2 protein-coding genes are annotated in these 20,992 nt (G+C 75.3%); both read right to left on the bottom strand.

What is annotated here, in order from left to right; genetic code table 11:
* Positions 1-68 precede the first annotated feature (68 nt).
* Complete coding sequence (locus ACZ4UX_RS25300) at positions 69-11,792, bottom strand: SDR family NAD(P)-dependent oxidoreductase (protein WP_465708333.1); 11,724 nt, start codon at positions 11,790-11,792, stop codon at positions 69-71.
* On the bottom strand, positions 11,785-20,985 hold the full coding sequence (locus tag ACZ4UX_RS25295) for a type I polyketide synthase (RefSeq protein WP_465708332.1): 9,201 nt from the start codon (positions 20,983-20,985) through the stop codon (positions 11,785-11,787). Before ACZ4UX_RS25295 ends, ACZ4UX_RS25300 begins: the two co-directional genes overlap by 8 nt.
* Positions 20,986-20,992 lie beyond the last annotated feature (7 nt).

Raw genomic sequence — 20,992 nt, 5'->3', positions numbered from 1 at the left:
GGCGGTTCCGGGTCGGTCGGCATGCGGGGCCCGGGCGGGCGGACCGGCCGGGCGGTCGGGGCGCGGCGTCATGTCGCGCTGCCGAACGCGCGGGCGATCAGGTCTTCGGCGTCCATGCCGTCGAGCCGGTCGAGCTCGTCCTCCGCGACGGGCGCCGGGTCGGACGTCGGGTCGGGCGCCGACACAGCGGACGGCTCGGGGGACGGCCCGGGGGCCGCCGCGGGGGCCGGGGCCTCCTCGGCGAGGCCCAACAGCACGTCGAGCAGGCCCAGTTCCCGCAGCCGGTCGAGCGGCAGCGCGGCGAGGGTCCGGCGGATCCCGTCCTCGTCGGCGCCGGTACCGGGCACCGCGGCGGCGCCGGCCCCGGGCGCCTCCCCGTCGGGGAAGAGCTCCCGCCGCAGCCGCTCGGCGAGTTCGCGCGCGCTCGGGCTCTCGAAGACCACGGTGGGGGGCAGCCGCAGCCCGGTCGCCGTGTTCAGCCGGTTGCGCAGCTCGACGGCGGTCAGCGAGTCGAAGCCGAGGTCCTTGAAGGGGCGGTCCGCCCCCACCAGGTCCGGCCCGTCGTGGCCGAGCACGGTGGCGGCGTGGCCCCGGACCGCCCGCAGCAGGACGCGGGTGCGTTCGGCCGCGGGCAGCCTGGTCAGCCGCAGGACCAGCGAACCGTCCGCCGGCCGGCCGGTGCCGGCCGGCCGGCGCGCCGGGGCGACCAGCTCGCGCAGCAGCGGGGGGACGTCCCCGCCGCGCTCGCGCAGACCGGCCAGGTCGAGCGGCGCGGCCACCAGCGTCGACCGGTCCAGCCGGACCGCGGCGTCGAACAGGGCGAGGCCCTGCTCCGGGGTCATCCCGAGGGCGCCGCTCCTGGCCAGCCGGCCGTGGTCGCTCGCGCCGAGGTGTCCGGTCATCCCGCTGCGGGGCTCCCAGAGCCCCCAGGCGAGCGAGAGCGCCGGCCGGCCGGCCTCCCGTCGCCGGGCGGCGAGCGCGTCCAGGAAGGCGTTGGCCGCCGCGTAGTTGGCCTGCCCGGGGCTGCCGAAGACACCGGCGGCCGAGGAGTAGAGGACGAAGGCGGCGAGGTCCTCACCAGCGGTGAGCTCGTGCAGCGCGAGCGCCGCGTCGGCCTTGGGCCGCAGCACCGCGTCCAGTTGCTCGGCGGTCAGGGACTCCACCACGCCGTCGTCGAGCACGCCCGCGGTGTGCACGACGCCGCTCAGTGGCGGTCGGACCCCGGCGAGCAGCTCCCGCAGCGCGTCGCGGTCGGCGGTGTCGCAGGCCGCGACGGTCACCTCGGCGCCCAGTTCGCGCAGCGAGGCCTCCAGTTCACCGGCACCCTCGGCCGCCGGGCCACTACGGCCCACCAGCAGCAGATGCCGCACCCCGTACGCCGTCACCAGGTGCCGGGCCAGCAGCGACCCCAGCGTGCCGGTACCACCGGTGACCAGCACCGTGCCCTCGGGGCCCAGCTGCCGGGGGACGGTCAGCACGACCTTGCCGACCAGCTTGGCCTGGCTCAGCCGCCGGAAGGCCTCGGGCGCCCGCCGGACGTCCCAGCAGGTCGTCGGCAGCGGCGACAGCACGCCCTGCTCGAAGAGGTCCACCAGTTCGGCCAGCATCTGCTGGATCCGGTCCGGTCCGGCGGCCGCCACCAGGTCGAACGCCCGGTAGGTCACGCCCGGGTGCGCGGCGGCCACCTCGTCGGCGGCGCGGACGTCGGTCTTGCCCAGCTCGACGAACCTCCCGCCACGGGGCAGCAGGCGCAGCGAGGCGTCGACGAACTCCCCCGCGAGGCAGTCCAGGACGACGTCCATCCCGCGCCCGCCGCTGGCCGCCAGGAACGCCTGCTCGAAGCCGGTGGTCCGCGAGTCGGCGATGCGGTCGTCGTCGAGGCCGAGCGAGCGCAGCGCCGGCCACTTGCCCCGGCCGGCCGTGCCGTAGACCTCGGCGCCCCGGTGCCGGGCCAGTTGCACGGCGGCCGTTCCGACCCCGCCGGCGGCGGCGTGGATCAGCACCGACTCGCCGGGGCGCAGGTCGGCCAGGTCGTACAGGGCGTAGTAGGCCGTCAGGAAGGCGACCGGCATGGCCGCCGCCTCGGCGAACGACCAGCCCTCGGGAATCCGGGCCACCAGCCGGGCATCGGCCACCGCGACCGGTCCGAAGGACTTGGGCAGCATGCCGAGGACGCGGTCCCCGGGGGCGAAGGCGGTCACCCCCGGGCCGGTCTCCAGCACCACCCCGGCGCCCTCGCCGCCGAGGTACGCCGCCGGGTCCGGGTACATCCCCAGCGCGACCAGGGTGTCGCGGAAGTTCAGTCCGGCCGCGCGGACGGCGATCCGCAGCTCGCCGGCGGCCAGCGGCGCGAGCGCCTCGGGGTGCGGGGCGAACGCCAGGCCCTCCAGGGTGCCCGACGCGTCGGCGGTCAGGTGCCAGGCGGGCGTGGCGGGCAGCTCAGGCGTGGCGGGCAGCTCAGTCGGGTCGGGCAGTGCCAGTTCACCCCGGGCCGCCACCGCCCGGGCCAGCCGGGGGGCGTGCAGTACGCCGTCGCGGACCGCGAGTTGGGGCTCGCCGGTGGCGACGGCGGCGTCCAACAGCCCGGGAGCGGCGGGATCGTCGTCGAGGTCGACGAGGACGAAGCGGCCGGGGTGCTCGGCCTGGGCGGAGCGGAGCAGCCCCAGCACGGCGGCGCCCACCGGGTCCGGCGCGCCGTCCGTCGCCCGGACGGCCACCGCACCGCGGGTCACCACGGCCAGCGGGCCGGCGTCGGCGGGGGTTTCGGCCAGCCTGGCCCGGACCTCCGTCAGCGCGTGCCGGACGGCGTCCCGGACGGCCCGGGCCGGGTCGGCGTCGCCCGCCGCGGTGACCAGGATCCGCGCCGTCCGCGCGACCGGTCCGGCCGGGAGCGGCAGCGGCTGCCAGGCCACCTCGAAGAGCGCGTCGGGGAGCACCGCCTCGCGCTGCGCGAGCGCGCCGCCCGGGATCTCCCGGACCAGCAGCGAGGCCGCCGAGGCCACCGGACGGCCGTCCTCGTCGGCGACCAGCAGCGACACGCTGTCCTCACCGGTCGGCACCAGCCGGACCCGCAGCGCCGTGGCGCCCGAGGCGTGCAGGCGGAACCCGCTCCACGAGAAGGGGAGCCGGGCGGCGCCGCCGACGCCCTGGAGCGCCCAGGCGTGCAGGGCGCTGTCCAGCAGGGCGGGGTGCAGTCCGTAGCGCCCGGCCCCGGCGCGCTCGGACTCCGGGAGGCCGACCTCGGCGAAGAGCTCCGGACCGCGCCGCCAGAGGGTCCGCAGGCCGCGGAACGCCGGTCCGTAGCGGTACCCGGCCTCGTCGAGGCCCTCGTAGAAGCCCTCGGTGTCCACCGCGACCGCACCGGCGGGGGGCCAGACGGCCAGGTCGGCCGGCTCCTCCACGGGGTCGGCCGGGGCGAGGGTCCCGGAGGCGTGCCTGGTCCACGGCCGCCCCTCGCCCGGGCGGGCGTGGACGGTCACCGTGCGCCGTCCGGTGTCGTCGGCGTCCCCGACCGCGACCTGGATGCCGACCGCCGCCCGCTCGGGCAGCGCCAGCGGCGCCTCGATGACCAGGTCCTCGACGACCGGGCAGCCGGCCTCGTCACCGGCCCGGACGGCCAGCTCGACGAAGGCCGTCCCCGGCAGCAGCACCGTCTCCCGCACGGCGTGGTCGGCGAGCCACGGGTGGCCGCGCCGCGACAGCCGGCCGGTGAGCAGCAGGCCGTCACCGCCCGCCGGGGCGACCACGGCGCCGAGCAGCGGATGGCCGGCGTCCCCCAGCCCGAGGCCGGCGGCCGAACCGCCCTGCTCGTCCGCCGCCGCTTGCACCCAGTAGCGGCGGCGCTGGAAGGCGTAGGTGGGCAGCTCGACCGGGCGGCCACCGGCGGTCGCGGCGCTCCAGTCGACCGGCACACCGGCGGTCCAGAGCCCGGCCACCGAGGCCAGCAAGCGCTCCGGCCCGCCCTCGTCACGGCGCAGCGTGCCCGTCACCGTCGCGGTGGCCTCCGCGCTCTCGACGGTGTCCTGGATGCTGGTGGTCAGCACCGGGTGGGGGCTGACCTCGACGAAGACCCGGTGGCCGTCGTCGAGCAGCGCCCGGGTGGCGGCCTCGAACTCCACCGGCTGCCGCAGATTGGCGTACCAGTAGGCGGCATCCAGCTCCCGCCCCTCCATCGTCTTCCCGGTCGTCGAGGAGTAGAACGGCACCTCGGCCGGGCCCGGTTGGACCGGCGCGAGCACCGCCAGCAGTTCCTCGCGCAACCGCTCCACCTGCGAGGTGTGCGAGGCGTAGTCCACCGGAATCCGCCGAGCCCGCACCCCGTGCTCCTGGCAGTACGTCAGAAGCTCGTCCAACGCAGCAGGTTCACCGGCCACCACCGTCCCCGCCGGGCCGTTCAGCGCCGCCACCTGGATCCGGTCCCGCCAGCGGACGATCAACTCACCGACCTCACCGGCAGGCAGCGGAACGGACACCATCCCACCCAGGCCCGCCAACCCGGTCAACGCCCGACTGCGCAACGCCACGACCCGCGCCGCATCCGACAGCGACAACGCACCCGCCACACACGCCGCCGCGATCTCCCCCTGCGAATGCCCCACCACCGCCGACGGCTCCACACCGTACGAACGCCACAACTGCGCCAACGACACCATCACCGCGAACAGCACCGGCTGCACCACATCCACCCGCTCCAACGACGGAGCACCGGGCACACCACGCAGCACATCGAGCAGATCCCAGTCGACGAACGGCCCCAACGCCTCCGCACACTCCGCCAACCGCGCCGCGAACACCTCCGACTCCGCCAACAGCTCCACACCCATCCCGACCCACTGCGAACCCTGCCCCGGAAAGACGAACACCACCCGGTCGTCGGCCGTCGCCCGGGCCCGCACCGTCGCGGCGGCGGGCCGACCCTCGGCCAGCGCGTCCAGGCCGCGCAGCAGCACCGCCCGGTCCGCGCCCAGGACCGCGGCCCGCTCCGGCAGCGCCGCCCGGCTGACCGCCAGCGCGTGGCCGACGTCCCGCACGCCCAGCTCCGGCCGCTCCCGCAGATGCGCAGCCAGCCGGCCGGCCTGGGCCCGCAGGGCGCCCTCGTCAGCACCCGACAGCAGCCACGGCACCACACCGCCCGCGCCCGCCTCCGCCGACTCCGACGGCTCCGGCGGCGCCTGCTCCAGCACCACATGCGCGTTGGTCCCGCTGATCCCGAACGAGGACACCGCCGAACGCCTCGGCCGCCCCGTCTCCGGCCACGGCCGCGCCCGCGTCAACAGCTCCACCGCACCCGACGACCAGTCCACCTGCCCCGTCGGCTCCGCCACGTGCAGCGTCTTCGGCAGCACCCCGTGCCGCATCGCCTGGATCATCTTGATCATTCCGGCGGCGCCGGCGGCGCCCTGGGTGTGGCCGAGGTTCGACTTCACCGAGCCCAGCCAGAGCGGTTCCGCCTCGGCGCGGTCCTGGCCGTACGTCGCCAGCAGCGCCTGCGCCTCGATCGGATCGCCCAGCACCGTTCCGGTGCCGTGCGCCTCGACGGCGTCCACGCCGTCGGCGGCGACCCCGGCGTTGGCCAGCGCCTGCCGGATCACCCGCTGCTGCGCCGGTCCGTTCGGCGCCGACAGCCCGTTGCTCGCCCCGTCCTGGTTGACGGCGCTGCCCCGGACCACCGCGAGCACCCGGTGTCCGTGGCGGCGCGCGTCGGAGAGCCGCTCCAGGACCAGCAGGCCGACCCCCTCGGACCAGCCGGTGCCGTCGGCCGTCGCGGAGAACGGCTTGCACCGCCCGTCCGCCGCCAGCCCGCGCTGCCGGGAGAAACCGGTGAACGCGGCCGGCGTGGTCATCACGGTCACGCCGCCGGCCAGCGCCAGCGAGCACTCACCCGAGCGCAGCGAACGGCTCGCCAGGTGCACCGCCACCAGGGCGGACGAGCAGGCGGTGTCGACGGTGATCGCCGGGCCCTCCAACCCGAGCGTGTAGGAGATCCGGCCCGACGCGACGCTGCCCGCCCCGCCCGTACCCGCGTAGGCCTCCAGCTCGGACGCCCCCTCGGCCCGGTCGAGCAGCGCGCCGTACTCGTGGTAGAGCAGTCCCGCGAACACCCCGGTGTCGCTGCCCCGCAGCGCCGCCGGGTCGATGCCCGCGTGCTCAAACGCCTCCCAGGAGGCCTCCAGCAGCAGCCGCTGCTGGGGGTCCATCGCCAGCGCCTCGCGCGGCGAGATGCCGAAGAACTCCGCGTCGAACTCCCCGGGGTCGGCGAGGAACGCGCCCGCGTCGACGTAGCTCTTGCCCGGCCGGTCCGGGTCCGGGTCGAACAGCGTGTCGAGGTCCCAGCCCCGGTTCTCGGGGAAGCTCCCGACCACGTCCCGGCCCGCCGCGACCGTCTCCCAGAGGTCCTGCGGCGAGTCGATGCCGCCCGGGAAGCGGCAGGACATGCCGACGATCGCGATGGGCTCGTCCTGCGCCTCGGCGGCGAGTGCGGCCGGGCGGGCGCCCTCGGCCTCGCCGAACAGCTCGGCCTCCAGCCGCCGCGCCAGCACGGCCGGCGTCGGATGGTCGAACACCAGGGTGGCCGGCAGCCGGAGCCCGGTGGCCGTGGCGAGCCGGTTGCGCAGCTCCACCGCGGTCAGCGAGTCGAAGCCCAACTCGCGGAAGGCGAGCGCCGGTTCGATCCCGGAGCCGGTGCTGTGACCGAGCACCGTCGCGGCGTGCGCGCGCACCAGCTCCAGCAGGGCCCGACCGCGCTCACCCGCCGGCCGGCCGGCGAGCCGCTCCGTCAGGGTCCCGGCCGCCCGGCCCTCGGCGGCGGCCCGGGCCACCCGCCGCCCCGGCCGGACCAGGCCGCGCAGCAGGGCGGGGACGGTCGCGTCCGCGGACCGCAGCCCGGCCAGGTCGAGCGCCATCGGCACCAGGACCGCCTCGTCGGCCGCGAGCGCGGCGTCGAACAGCGCGAGACCCTGCTCCGAGGAGAACGGCCGCACGCCGCTCCGGGCGATCCGGCGGTGGTCGGCCCGGTCCAGGTGACCGGTCATCCCGCTGGCCTCGGCCCACAGGCCCCAGGCCAGCGACACGGCGGGCAGCCCCTGCGCCCGCCGCGCCCCGGCGAGCGCGTCCAGGGCGGCGTTGGCCGCCGCGTAGGAGGCCTGGCCGGCGCCGCCGAGCACGCCCGCGGCGGAGGAGAAGAGGACGAACGCGGCGAGGTCCTCACCGGCAGTGAGCTCGTGCAGCGCGAGCGCGGCATCGATCTTGGGCCGCAGGACGGCCGCCAGCCGCTCCGGCGTCAGCCCGGCCACCAGGCCGTCGTCCAGTACCCCGGCGGCGTGCAGCACACCGGTCAGCGGGCGCCGGAGGCCGGCGAGCAGCTCCCGCAGCGCGTCGCGGTCGGCGGTGTCGCAGGCCGCGACGGTCACCTCGGCGCCCAGTTCGCGCAGCGAGGCCTCCAGTTCACCGGCACCCTCGGCCGCCGGGCCACTACGGCCCACCAGCAGCAGATGCCGCACCCCGTACGCCGTCACCAGATGCCGGGCCAGCAGCGACCCCAGCGTGCCGGTACCACCGGTGACCAGCACCGTGCCCTCGGGATCGAACCGCGGGGCCGGTGCGCCGCCCCCGGACGGGATCGCCCGGACCAGCCGGGGCATCAGCACCTCGCCCGCCCGGACGGCCAGTTGGGGCTCCTCGGAGGCGAGGACGGCGGGCGGCAGGAGCGGCACTGCGGCGGGGTCGTCGACGTCCACCAGGACCAGGCGCCCCGGGTGTTCGGCCTGCGCGGAGCGCACCAGCCCCCAGACGGCCGCGCCGGCCGGGTCCGCGGCCTCGCCCGGCCGGACGGCGGTCGCGGAGCGCGTCACCACCACCAGCCGGTGGTCCGCCGACCGTTCGTCGGCCAGCCAGGACCGCAGGGTGTCGAGGGCCCGCCGGGCCAGCAGGTGCACGGCCGCCGCCCCCTCCGCCCCGGGCGCGGGGAAGTGCTCGACGACCACGGCCGGGGCCGGGGCCGCCGCCTCCGGCGCACCGGGCGCCGGCGCCCATGCGATCCGGTAGAGGGAGTCCCCGGCGGCGGCGCCCGCCGGGCCGAACTCCTCGGCGGAGACCGGACGCAGGGCCAGCGACCGGGCGGTCGCCACCGGCTGCCCGGCGGGGTCGGCGACGGACAGGGCCATCCGGTCCGGTCCGTCCGGCCGCAGCCGGACGCGCAGGGCCGAAGCGCCCACCGCGTGGACGCGCACCTCGTTCCAGGCGAACGGCAGTCGGGTGGCGATCGGGGCGCCGGGACGGGCTACCGCGTCCGGCCCGGCGCCTGAGGCTGAGCCTGCGCCGGCATCGGCGTCCGCGTCGGCGCCGGTCAGGAAGGTGGCGTGCAGGGCCGCGTCCAGCAGCGCCGGGTGGAGCCCGTACCGGCCCGCCTCGGCCGACTGCTCCTCGTCCAGGCCGACCTCGGCGAACACCTCGTCGCCACGGCGCCAGGCGGCGCGCAGCCCCCGGAAGGCGGGCCCGTAGTGGTAGCCCGCCGCCACCAGCCGCTCGTACAGCCCGGCGGTCTCCAGGGCCACCGCGCCGGGCGGCGGCCACACTTCGGCGTCGAAGGCCTCCGGGGACCGGTCCCGGGCCGAGCCGGCGGCCGCCAGCACGGCGGTGGCATGGCGGGTCCACGGCTCCTCGCCGCCCTGGTCCGGGCGGGTGTGGACCCCGACCTGCCGCACCCCGGACGGCTGGGCGGCGCCCACCCGCACCTGCAACTGGAGACCGCCCTGGTCGGGCAGCACCAGCGGCCGCTCGATGACCAGCTCGTCGAGCAGCTCGCACCCCACCTGGTCACCGGCCCGGACGGCCAGTTCGACGAAGGCGGTGCCCGGCAGGATGGCGGTGCCCGCCACGGCGTGGTCGGCCAGCCAGGGGTGGGTGTCCAGCGAGAGCCGGTTGGTGAACAGGACTTCGTCGCTGTCGGCCGGTTCGATCACCGCGCCGAGCAGCGGGTGGTCCGCCGTGCCGAGCCCCGCGCCGGTCAGTCCGCCGCTCGTGAGCCCGGAGGCGTTCAGCCAGTAGCGCTGCCGCTGGAACGGATAGGTCGGCAGCTCCACCCGCCGTGCGGGCGGGCCGCCGAAGGCCGCCGCCCAGTCCACCGGGCGGCCCTGGACGTGCACCTCGGCGAGCGAGCCGAGGAACCGGGCGGGGGCGCCGTCGTCGCGGCGGAGCGAGCCGGTCACGATGCCCTGGATCCCGGCCGCCTCCAGCGTCTCCTGGAGGCTCGCCGTCAGCACCGGGTGCGGACTGACCTCGACGAAGACGCCGTGGCCCTGCTCCGCCAGCGCCCGGGTCGCGGGCTCGAAGGCGACGGTCCGGCGCAGGTTGCGGTACCAGTAGTCGGCGTCGAGCTCGGCGCCGGTCAGCCAGCGCTCCTCGACCGTCGAGTAGAACGGCACCCCGGCCGGGCCCGGCTCGACCGGCGCGAGCACCGCCAGCAGTTCCTCGCGCAACCGCTCCACCTGCGAGGTGTGCGAGGCGTAGTCCACCGGAATCCGCCGGGCCCGCACCCCGCGCTCCTGGCAATGCGTCAGAAGCTCGTCCAGCGCCTCCGGTTTACCGGCCACCACCGTCCCCGCCGGGCCGTTCAGCGCCGCCACCTGGATCCGGTCCCGCCAGCGGACGATCAACTCACCTACCTCACCGGCAGGCAGCGGAACGGACACCATCCCACCGCGCCCGGCCAACCCGGTCAACGCCCGACTGCGCAACGCCACGACCCGCGCCGCATCCGACAGCGACAACACACCCGCCACACACGCCGCCGCGATCTCCCCCTGCGAATGCCCCACCACCGCCGACGGCTCCACACCGTACGAACGCCACAACTGCGCCAACGACACCATCACCGCGAACAGCACCGGCTGCACCACATCCACCCGCTCCAACGACGGAGCACCGGGCACACCACGCAGCACATCGAGCAGATCCCAGTCGACGAACGGCCCCAACGCCTCCGCACACTCTGCCAACCGCGCCGCGAACACCTCCGACTCCGCCAACAGCTCCACACCCATCCCGACCCACTGCGAACCCTGCCCCGGAAAGACGAACACCGTCCGGCCCGGGCCGGGGGCCGCCGCCACGCCGCGGACCACACCCGGCGCCGGGGAGTCCCCGGCCACGGCGTCGAGACCGCGCAGCAGGCTGTCCGTGTCGGTCCCGAGCACCACCGCGCGGTGCTCCAGAACGGCCCGGGTGGTCGCCAGCGCATGGCCGACCGCCGCCGGATCCTCGGCCCGGCCCGCCCCGAGGGCCGAACGCAGGCGCGCGGCCTGCTCGCGGAGCGCGGGCGCGCTGCGCGCCGACAGCAGCCACGGCACCACGGCGGGCGCCGGTACCGGCGCGACCGCGGCCGGCGCCTCCCCCGGCTCCGCGTCCACCGGGGCCGGGGCCTGTTCGAGGACGACGTGCGCGTTGGTCCCGCTCATGCCGAACGACGAGACGCCGGCCCGGCGCGGGTGCTCCCCCGCCGGCCACGGCCGGGCCTCGGTGAGCAGCCGGAGCGCGCCCGAGGACCAGTCGATGTGCGGGGACGGCTCCTCGGCGTGCAGCGTCCTCGGCAGGACCTCCTTCCGCATCGCCATCACCATCTTGATCACCCCGGAGACGCCGGCCGCCCCCTGGGCGTGGCCGACGTTGGACTTCAGCGAGCCCAGCCAGAGCGGCTGCTCCGCCGGCCGGTCCCGGCCGTAGGTGGCGAGCAGGGCCTGGGCCTCGATCGGGTCGCCGAGCTTCGTCCCCGTGCCGTGCGCCTCGACCACGTCCACCTCGGCGGCGGACAGCCGGGCGTCGGCCAGGGCCCGCCGGATCACCCGCTGCTGGGCGGGGCCGTTCGGCGCGGACAGCCCGTTGGACCGCCCGTCCTGGTTGACCGCCGACCCGCGCACCACCGCCAGGACGTGATGCCCGTTGCGGCGCGCGTCCGACAGCCGCTCGACCAGCAGCAGCCCGACGCCCTCGGCCATCCCGAAGCCGTCCGCGCCGGCCCCGAAGGCCCGGCAGCGCCCGTCGGTGGACAGACCGCGCAGCCGGGAGAACCGGACGAACTCCTCGGGGGTGAGCATCACCGTCACCCCGCCGGCCAGCGCCAGCGAGCACTCGCCCGACCGCAGCGACTGGACGGCCAGGTGCAGGGCGACCAGGGAGGAGGAGCAGGCGGTGTCGACCGTCACCGCGGGGCCTTCCAGGCCCAGGGTGTAGGAGATCCGGCCCGAGGCGACACTGGCGGCGCTGCCGGTGCCGACGTGCCCCTCCAGATCGGCCGGGATCTGCGCACCGCGCCGCGCGTAGTCGCCGTAGACCACGCCGGCGAACACCCCGGTGTCGGTCCCGCGCACCGACACCGGATCGATGCCCGCGTGCTCGAAGGCCTCCCAGGCGGTCTCCAGCAGCAGCCGCTGCTGCGGGTCCATCGCCAGCGCCTCGCGCGGCGAGATGCCGAAGAACGCGGCGTCGAAGTCGGCGGCCTCGTGCAGGAACCCGCCGGCCCGGACGTAGGAGCGGCCCGGCACGTCGGGGTCCGGGTCGTAGAAGTCGGTGAGGTCCCAACCGCGGTTGACGGGCAGCCCCGAGATCACGTCGGAGCCGGCCGCCACCAGGTCCCACAGGCCCTCGGGCGAGGTGACGCCGCCGGGCAGCCGGCAGGCCATGCCGACGATCGCGATCGGCTCCTGCCGGCTGTCCTCCACCTCCCGCAGGCGGTCGCGGGTCTCGCGCAGCTCGGCGGTCACCCGGTTGAGGAAGTAGCGCATCCGGTCGTCATTCATGAGCGTTTCCCTCTGCGGAGTGATCGGGCTGGTAGATGCCGAACTCGTCGCCGAGGAGCCCGATCAGCTCGTCGTCGGTCACGGCTTCGAGTTCGGTGACGGTGTCGGCGGGACCGTCGGCGCGCGACGCGGTGGCGCGCCAGCCGGCCAGCAGGTCCTGGAGGCGGTCGCCGACCGCCTGGCGTTCGGCCACCGCGAGCGAGGCGGCGGACAGGACCGCCGCCAGCCGGTCCAGTTCGGCCAGGACCGGCACCACGGTGGTGTCGGGGCGCGGGGCCAGTTCGGCGTGCAGGTGGTCGGCGAGCGCCGCCGGCGTCGGATGGTCGTAGATCAGGGTGGAGGTCAGCCGCAGGCCGGTCGCGGTCCGCAGGCGGTTGCGCAGTTCGACGGCGGTGAGCGAGTCGAAGCCGAGGTCCTTGAACGGCTGGTCGGGCTCGATCGCGTCCGGCGAGGAGTGCCGCAGGACGGTCGCGATCACCGGCCGGACCAGCGCCAGCAGGGCGCCGGGGCGCTCGGCCTCCGGCAGCTCCGCCAGGCGGCGGGCCAGCGCGGCCGCCGGGTCGTCCGGCGGGTCGGCGACCGCCGGGCCGGACGGGGCCGGCCCTGGCCGTTCGGCGCGGAGGCCGCTCAGCAGGGGCAGGCGCCAGGCCGGGTCGTCCCAGGCGCAGTGCAGGACGGCGACGGAGGTCTCGTCGTGGTCCAGGATCCCCCGGAGGGCGTCCAGGGCCAGCTCCGGGTCGAGGTCCCGGGCCCCGTGCCGGCGGATCCGGTCCTCGGTACCGGGGGCGGCCGTGACAGCACCGTCCCAGTGGCCCCAGGCGATCGCCGTGGCGGGCAGGCCGTCCGCCCGCCGCTGGTGCGCCAGCGCGTCCAGATAGGCGTTGCCCGGTGCGTAGTTGGCGTGACCGGCCAGACCACAGACGCCGGCGAAGGAGGAGAACAGGACGAAGGCGGAGAGGTCCAGGCCCTCGGTCAGCTCGTGCAGCACCCGGGCACCGCCCGCCCTGACCCGCAGCACGTGCTCCATCTGATCGACCGTCAAGGCATCGACCAGGGCGTCGTCGAGCAGCGTGGCGGCGTGGAACACGGCCGTGAGCGGGTGCTCCCCGGGCAGCCCGGCCAGCAGCTCGCCCACCGCGGCCCGGTCGGACACCTCGCACCGGTGAGCGCTCACCCGGGCACCGGAGGCGGTCAGCTCGGCGAGGAACTCGGCGTCCTCGAAGGCGTCCTCGCTCAGCAGCAGCAGGTGTTCGGCGCCGTCGGCGGCCAGTCGCCGGGCGAGGTGACGGCCGAGCGCGCCGGTGGCACCCGTGATCAGCACAGTGCCGCCGGGCCTCCAGTCACGCACCGGCGGACGGCCCGCCAGCGGCGCCCGCTCCAACCGGCGGACGGACAACCCCGCAGCACGAACGGCCAGTTCGTCCTCACCGTGGCCGCCGATCAGGGCGGTGACCGTGGCCCGCGCCAGATCGACGCCGGGCGAATCCGGCACATCCACCACACCACCCCAACGGTCCGGCAGCTCCGCGGCGACCACCCGGCCCAGACCCCAGAGCATCGCCTGCTCCGGACCGGACACCCGCTCACCACCACCCACCGCCACCGCACCCCGCGTCACACACCACAACGGCGCCGCCACACCCGCGTCCTCCAACGCCTGCACCAACGCCACCGACGCCGCCAGACCCCACGGCACCGACCCACCGGCCACCGCGCCCAACCCACTGCCCAGCAGCGACACCACCCCCGCCGGCTCACGCCCCTTCAGCGACGCCGCCAACGAGTCACGCCGAACCGCGCCGTCCACCACCAACACAGCGGCATCCACACCGAGTTCGGCGAACGCCGACACCAGCGCCGACCCCCAACCACCGTCCGCGCCACCCTCCGGCACCACCAGCAGCCACGCACCCCCCGACACCACCGCCGGAACCACGTCCAACGGCCGCCACACCACGCGATACCGCAACGCATCCACCGCACTCAACGGCGAAACACCCGAACCCACCACCGACGGCTCCAGCCAGAACCGCTCACCCTGGAACGCATACGTCGGCAACTCCACCCGACGCCCACCCCCCGTGGCCACACCCCAGTCCACCGGCACACCACGCACCCACACCTCGGCCACCGACGCGAGGAAACGCTCAAGCCCACCCTCGTTCCGCCGCAACGACCCGACCACCACGGCGTCTCCGCCGTGCTCCTCCAAGGTCTCCTCGACGGCCAGGCTCAGCACCGGGTGCGCGCTGCTCTCGACGAACGCCCGGAACTCGTCGGCCGCACAGGCCCGCACGGCCGCGGCGAACGCCACCGGTTCCCGCAGGTTCCGGTACCAGTACTCCGCGTCCAGCATCGTCGTGTCCACCCGGCCGCCGGTCACGGACGAGTAGAACGGCACCTCCGCCGACCGGGCGGTGACCTCGCCCAGGACGTCGAGCAGTCGGCCCCGGACGGTCTCGACCTGTGCGGAGTGCGAGGCGTAGTCGACCGGGATCCGGCGCGCCCGCACCCCCCGCGCCTCACAGTCCGCCAGCAGCCCCTCCAACGCCGCCGGCTCTCCCGACACCACCACCGAGCCGGGTCCGTTCACCGCCGCCACCGACAACCGGCCCTCCGCGGCGGCCACCAACTCCCCCGCCTCGACCGGGCTAAACGCCAGCGACACCATCCCGCCCAGGCCCGCGAGTGCGTCCGCGATCACCCGGCTGCGCAAGGCCACGATCCGCGCCGCGTCCACCAAGGAGATCGCACCCGCCACACAGGCGGCCGCGATCTCCCCTTGCGAGTGGCCGACGACCGCCGACGGCTCGACACCGTAGGAACGCCACAGCTCGGCCAGCGCGACCATCACCGCGAACGACACCGGCTGGACCACATCCACCCGGTCCAGCGACGGCGCGCCGGGCACGCCCCGCAGCACATCGAGCACGTCCCAGTCGACGAAGGGCTTCAAGGCCTGCGCGCACTCCGCCAACCGCGCCGCGAACACCGGCGAGGAATCCAGCAACTCCCGGCCCATGCCTGCCCACTGCGCTCCCTGCCCCGGGAAGACGAACACCACCCCCGCGTCATGCGGCAGGTCGGCCGTACCCTCGACGACCCCCGCTGCCGGCGAGGCCCCGCCCACGGCGCGCAGACCGGCCAGCGCCTGGGCCCGGTCCTCCGCGACGACGACGGCCCGGCGCTCCAGCCGCGCACGCCCCGAGGCCAGCGAGTAGGCCACGTCCGGCACACCCAGGTCGTCACGCGCCTCCCACCAGTCGGCCAACCGCGCGCCCTGCGCCCGCAACGCCGACCCGCCCCGCGCGGAGACGACCAACGGCACCACCCCCGGCCCCGACGACGCGGCCGCCAGCTCCTCCACCGGCGCCTGCTCCAGCACCACATGCGCATTCGTCCCGCTGATCCCGAAGGAGGAGACAGCCGCCCGACGCGGCCGCTCCACCGAAGAACCCCACTCCCGGGCCTCCGTCAGCAACTCCACCGCGCCCGAGGACCAGTCGATGTGCGGCGAGGGCTCGTCGGCGTGCAGCGTCCTCGGCAGCACACCCGCCCGCATCGCCGACACCATCTTGATCACACCCGCCACACCCGCCGCCGCCTGGGTGTGCCCGATGTTCGACTTCACCGAGCCCAGCCAGAGCGGTGCTCCCCCGGCGCGGTCCTGACCGTAGGTGGCCAGCAGGGCCTGCGCCTCGATCGGGTCACCCAGGGTGGTGCCCGTACCGTGGGCCTCGACGGCGTCCACATCCCGCGCGGACAGTCCGGCGTTCGCCAGCGCCTGCCGGATCACCCGCTGCTGCGAAGGACCGTTCGGCGCCGTCAGACCGTTCGACGCACCGTCCTGGTTCACCGCACTGCCCCGCACCACCGCCAGCACCGGATGCCCGTTGCGCACCGCGTCCGAAAGCCGCTCCACCAACAGGACCCCGACACCCTCGGCCATACCGAACCCCTCGGCATCCACCGAGAAGGAACGGCACCGACCGTCCCTCGACAACCCCCGCTGCCGCGAGAACTCCACGAACATCCCCGGAGTCGACATCACCGTCACCCCACCCGCCAACGCCAGGTCGCACTCACCCGACCGCAACGACTGCACCGCCAGGTGCAACGCCACCAACGACGACGAACACGCCGTGTCCACCGTCACCGCCGGCCCCTCCAACCCCAACGCGTACGAGACCCGGCCCGAGAGCACGCTGCCCGCGCTGCCCGTCACCGCGTAGCCCTCGACCTCGGTCGACGCCTCGCGCAGCAGGGTCGTGTAGTCCTGCATGCTGAGGCCCGCGAAAACGCCGGTCCTGCTGCCCCGGGCCGAATCGGGGTCGATCCCCGCCCTTTCGAAGGCCTCCCAGGAGGTCTCCAGCAGCAACCGCTGCTGCGGGTCCATCGCCAGCGCCTCACGCGGCGAGATCCCGAAGAACCCCGCGTCGAACTCGGTGGCGGCGTCCAGGAATCCGCCGGCCCGGACGTAGGACCGCCCGGACGCGTCGGGGTCGGCGTCGTACAGGCCGTCGACGTCCCAGCCGCGATCCGCGGGCAGCGCGGAGATCGCGTCCGTTCCCGCGTCGAGCAGCCGCCACAGGTCCTCCGGCGAGCGCACGCCACCGGGGTACCGGCAGCTCATCCCGACGATCACGACGGGCTCGTCGGACCCGGCCGTCACCGGACGGGCGGCCGGGAAGGCCGGCTGGTGCCCGAAGAGTTCCGCGTGCAGGTGGTCGGCGAGCGCCGCCGGGGTCGGATGGTCGTAGATCAGGGTGGCGGTCAGCCGCAGGCCGGTCGCGATCCGCAGGCGGTTGCGCAGTTCGACGGCGGTGAGCGAGTCGAAGCCGAGCTCCTTGAAGGCGCGGCTCGGCGGGACGGTGTCGTCGGAGGAGTGCCGCAGGACGGAGGCGACCACCTGGCGGACGGTGTCCAGCAGGGCCTTCCGCTGCTCCTCGGCGGAGCGTCCGGCCAGGCGGCGGGCCAGGTCCGGGGACACCTCGGCGGAGGTCGCGGGCGTCCGCTCCGGACCGGCCACCGGGCGATCGGCGGCGAGCAGGTCACTCAGCAGCGGGACCGGCCTGGCGCCCGCGCCGAGCCCGGTACCGTCCCAGCGGGTGCTGAAGACGGCGACCGCGGTCTCGTCGTGGTCGAGGATCCCCGCGAGCGCGTCCAGTGCCAGCTCCGGCCGGAAGGTCAGCACACCGCGTCGCCGGATCTGCTCCTCGATGGCGGGTGCGGCGATGCCGCCGCCGTCCCAGTGGCCCCAGGCGATCGCGGTGGCGGGCAGGCCGTCGGCCCGCCGCTGGTGGGCCAGTGCGTCCAGATAGGCGTTGCCCGGTGCGTAGTTGGCGTGACCGGCCAGGCCGCACGTCCCGGCGATCGAGGAGAACAGGACGAAGGCGGAGAGGTCCAGGCCCGCGGTCAGCTCGTGCAGCACCCGGGCGCCGCCGACCTTGACCCGCAGCACGTGCTCCATCTGATTGACGGTCAGGTCACCGATCAGGGCGTCGTCGAGCAGGGCGGCCGTGTGGAACACGGCGGTGAGCGGGTGCTCCGCCGGCAGCGCGGCCAGCACCTCGGCGACCGCATCCCGGTCGGACACGTCGCAGGCGGCCACGGTGACCTTCGCGCCGAGCCCCGTGAGCTCCGCTTCGAACGCCTCGGCGCCGGGGGCGGCACGACCGCTCCGACTCAGCAGCAGCAGGTGTTCGGCGCCGTCGGCGGCCAGTCGCCGGGCGAGGTGACGGCCGAGCGCGCCGGTGGCACCCGTGATCAGCACAGTACCGCCGGGCTTCCAGTCACGCACCGCCGGACGTCCCGCCAGCGGCGCCCGCTCCAACCGGCGGACGGACAACCCCGCAGACCGGACCGCCAGTTCGTCCTCACCGTGGCCACCCAGCAGGGCGGTGACCGTGGCCCGCGCCAGATCGACGCCGGGCGACTCCGGCACATCCACCACACCACCCCAACGGTCCGGCAGCTCCGCGGCGACCACCCGGCCCAGACCCCAGAGCATCGCCTGCTCCGGACCGGACACCCGCTCACCACCACCCACCGCCACCGCACCCCGCGTCACACACCACAACGGCGCCGCCACACCCACGTCCTCCAACGCCTGCACCAACGCCACCGACGCCGCCAGACCCCACGGCACCGACCCACCACCGGCCACCGCGCCCGGCCCACTGCCCAGCAGCGACACCACTCCCGCCGGCTCACGCCCCTTCAGCGACGCCGCCAACGAGTCACGCCCAACCGCACCGTCCACCACCAACACACCGGCATCCACACCGAGTTCGGCGAACGCCGACACCAGCGCCGACCCCCAACCACCGTCCGCGCCACCCTCCGGCACCACCAGCAGCCACGCACCCCCCGACACCACCGCCGGAACCACGTCCAACGGCCGCCACACCACGCGATACCGCAACGCATCCACCGCACTCAACGGCGAAACACCCGAACCCACCACCGACGGCTCCAGCCAGAACCGCTCACCCTGGAACGCATACGTCGGCAACTCCACCCGACGCCCACCCCCCGTGGCCACGGCCCAGTCCACCGGCACACCGCGCACCCACACCTCGGCCACCGACGCGAGGAAACGCTCAAGCCCACCCTCGTTCCGCCGCAACGACCCGACCACCACGGCGTCGACCGTCTCCTCGATGCCCGGGCGTAGCACGGGGTGGGGGCTGACCTCGATGAAGACGCCGTGGCCCTGTGCGGAGAGCCGGTGGACGGCCTGGTCGAAGCGCACCGTCTCGCGCAGGTTGCGGTACCAGTAGTCGGCGTCGATCCCCTCGGTGTCCAGGAGGTCGCCGGTGACGGTGGAGTAGAACGCCACCTCCGAGGCCGCCGCCCGGTCCGGACCGAGGGCGGCGAGCAGGTGCTCCCGGACGGTCTCGACCTGCGCGGAGTGCGAGGCGTAGTCGACCGGGATCCGACGCGCCCGCACCCCCCGCGCCTCACAGTCCGCCAGCAGCCCTTCCAACGCCGCCGGCTCCCCCGACACCACCACCGAGCCGGGCCCGTTCACCGCCGCCACCGACAACCGGCCCTCCGCGGCAGCCACCAACTCCCCCGCCTCGACCGGGCTCAGCGCCAGCGACACCATCCCGCCCCGGCCCGCCAGCCGCTCCGCGATCACCCGGCTGCGCAACGCCACGATCCGCGCCGCCTCCGACAGCGACAACGCACCCGCCACACACGCCGCCGCGATCTCCCCCTGCGAATGCCCCACCACCGCCGACGGCACCACACCGTACGAACGCCACAACGCCGCCAACGACACCATCACCGCGAACGACACCGGCTGCACCACATCCACCCGCTCCAACGACGGAGCACCGGGCACACCACGCAGCACATCGAGCAGATCCCAGTCGACGAACGGCCGCAACGCCTCCGCACACTCCGCCAACCGCGCCGCGAACACCGGCGAGGAATCCACCAACTCCCCACCCATCCCCACCCACTGCGCCCCCTGCCCCGGGAACACGAACACCACGCCGGAGGCTTCCGGCAGATCGGCCGTACCCTCCACCAGCGCGGGCGACGGCTCGCCCGAAGCCAACGCACGGACACCGGCCAACGCCTGGGCCCGGTCCCCCGCCACGATCACGGCCCGGCGCTCCAGCCGCGCACGCCCCGAGGCCAGCGAGTAGGCCACGTCCGGCACACCCAGGTCGTCCCGTGCCTCCCACCAGTCGGCCAACCGCGCGCCCTGCGCCCGCAACGCCGACCCGCCCCGCGCGGAGACGACCAACGGCACCACCCCCGCCCCCGACAAGGAAGCCGCAGGGTCCTCCACCGGTGCCTGCTCCAGCACCACATGCGCATTGGTCCCGCTGATCCCGAAGGAGGAGACAGCCGCCCGACGCGGCCGCTCCACCGAAGAGCCCCACTCCCGGGCCTCCGTCAGCAACTCCACCGACCCCGCGTCCCAGTCCACTTCCGGCGAGGGCTGGTCGGCGTGCAGCGTCCTCGGCAGCACACCCGCCCGCATCGCCGACACCATCTTGATCACACCCGCCACACCCGCCGCCGCCTGCGGATGCCCGATGTTGGACTTGACCGACCCGAGGTACAACGGCCGCTCCGCCGGGCGGTCCTGGCCGTAGGTGGCCAGCAGCGCGTGGGCCTCGATCGGGTCGCCGAGGCGGGTCCCCGTGCCGTGGGCCTCCACCACGTCCACGTCCGGCGCGGACAGTCCGGCGTTCGCCAGCGCCTGCCGGATCACCCGCTGCTGCGACGGACCGTTCGGCGCCGTCAGACCGTTCGACGCACCGTCCTGGTTCACCGCACTGCCCCGCACCACCGCCAACACCGGATGCCCGTTGCGCACCGCGTCCGACAGCCGCTCCACCAACAGGACCCCGACACCCTCGGCCATACCGAACCCCTCGGCATCCACCGAGAAGGAACGGCACCGACCGTCCCTCGACAACCCCCGCTGCCGCGAGAACTCCACGAACATCCCCGGAGTCGACATCACCGTCACCCCACCCGCCAACGCCAGGTCGCACTCACCCGACCGCAACGACTGCACCGCCAGGTGCAACGCCACCAACGACGACGAACACGCCGTGTCCACCGTCACCGCCGGCCCCTCCAACCCCAACGCGTACGAGACCCGGCCGGACAGCACGCTGAGCGTGTTGCCCGTCAGCAGGTAGCCGGCGAGGTCGTCCGAGCCCTCGTGCAGCCGGGGGCCGTACTCCTGGGAGAGCGCGCCGGCGAAGACGCCCGTCCGGCTCCCCCGTAGCGAGGCCGGGTCGATCCCCGCCCGCTCCACCGCCTCCCACGAGGTCTCCAGCAGCAACCGCTGCTGCGGGTCCATCGCCAGCGCCTCCCGCGGCGAGATCCCGAAGAACCCCGCGTCGAACTCGGCCACCGCGTCGAGGAACCCACCGGCCCGCACATAGCTGGACCCCGGCCGCGCCGCCTCGGGATCGAACAGTGCCTCGTTGTCCCAGCCCCGGTCGGTCGGCAGCGGCCCCACGGCGTCCCCGCCGTCCACCACCAGCCGCCACAGGTCCTCCGGGGACCGCACCCCGCCGGGGTACCGGCAGCCGATGCCCACCACGGCCACCGGCTCGCCCGACGCGGCCTCCACCGCCCGCAGGCGCTCCCTGGTCTGCCGCAGGTCGGCCGACACACGCTTCAGGTAGTCGAGGAGCTTCTCTTCGTTATCCATCGGGAAT

The sequence above is a fragment of the Kitasatospora sp. NPDC028961 genome (assembly GCF_055564815.1).
This window is presented reverse-complemented; position numbering and strand designations above follow the sequence as displayed.

Bases quoted from the DNA above. Each gene is read 5' to 3' on its own strand.
- ACZ4UX_RS25300 (WP_465708333.1), bottom strand. From the start codon at position 11,792: ATGAATGACGACCGGATGCGCTACTTCCTCAACCGGGTGACCGCCGAG.
- ACZ4UX_RS25295 (WP_465708332.1), bottom strand. From the start codon at position 20,985: ATGGATAACGAAGAGAAGCTCCTCGACTACCTGAAGCGTGTGTCGGCC.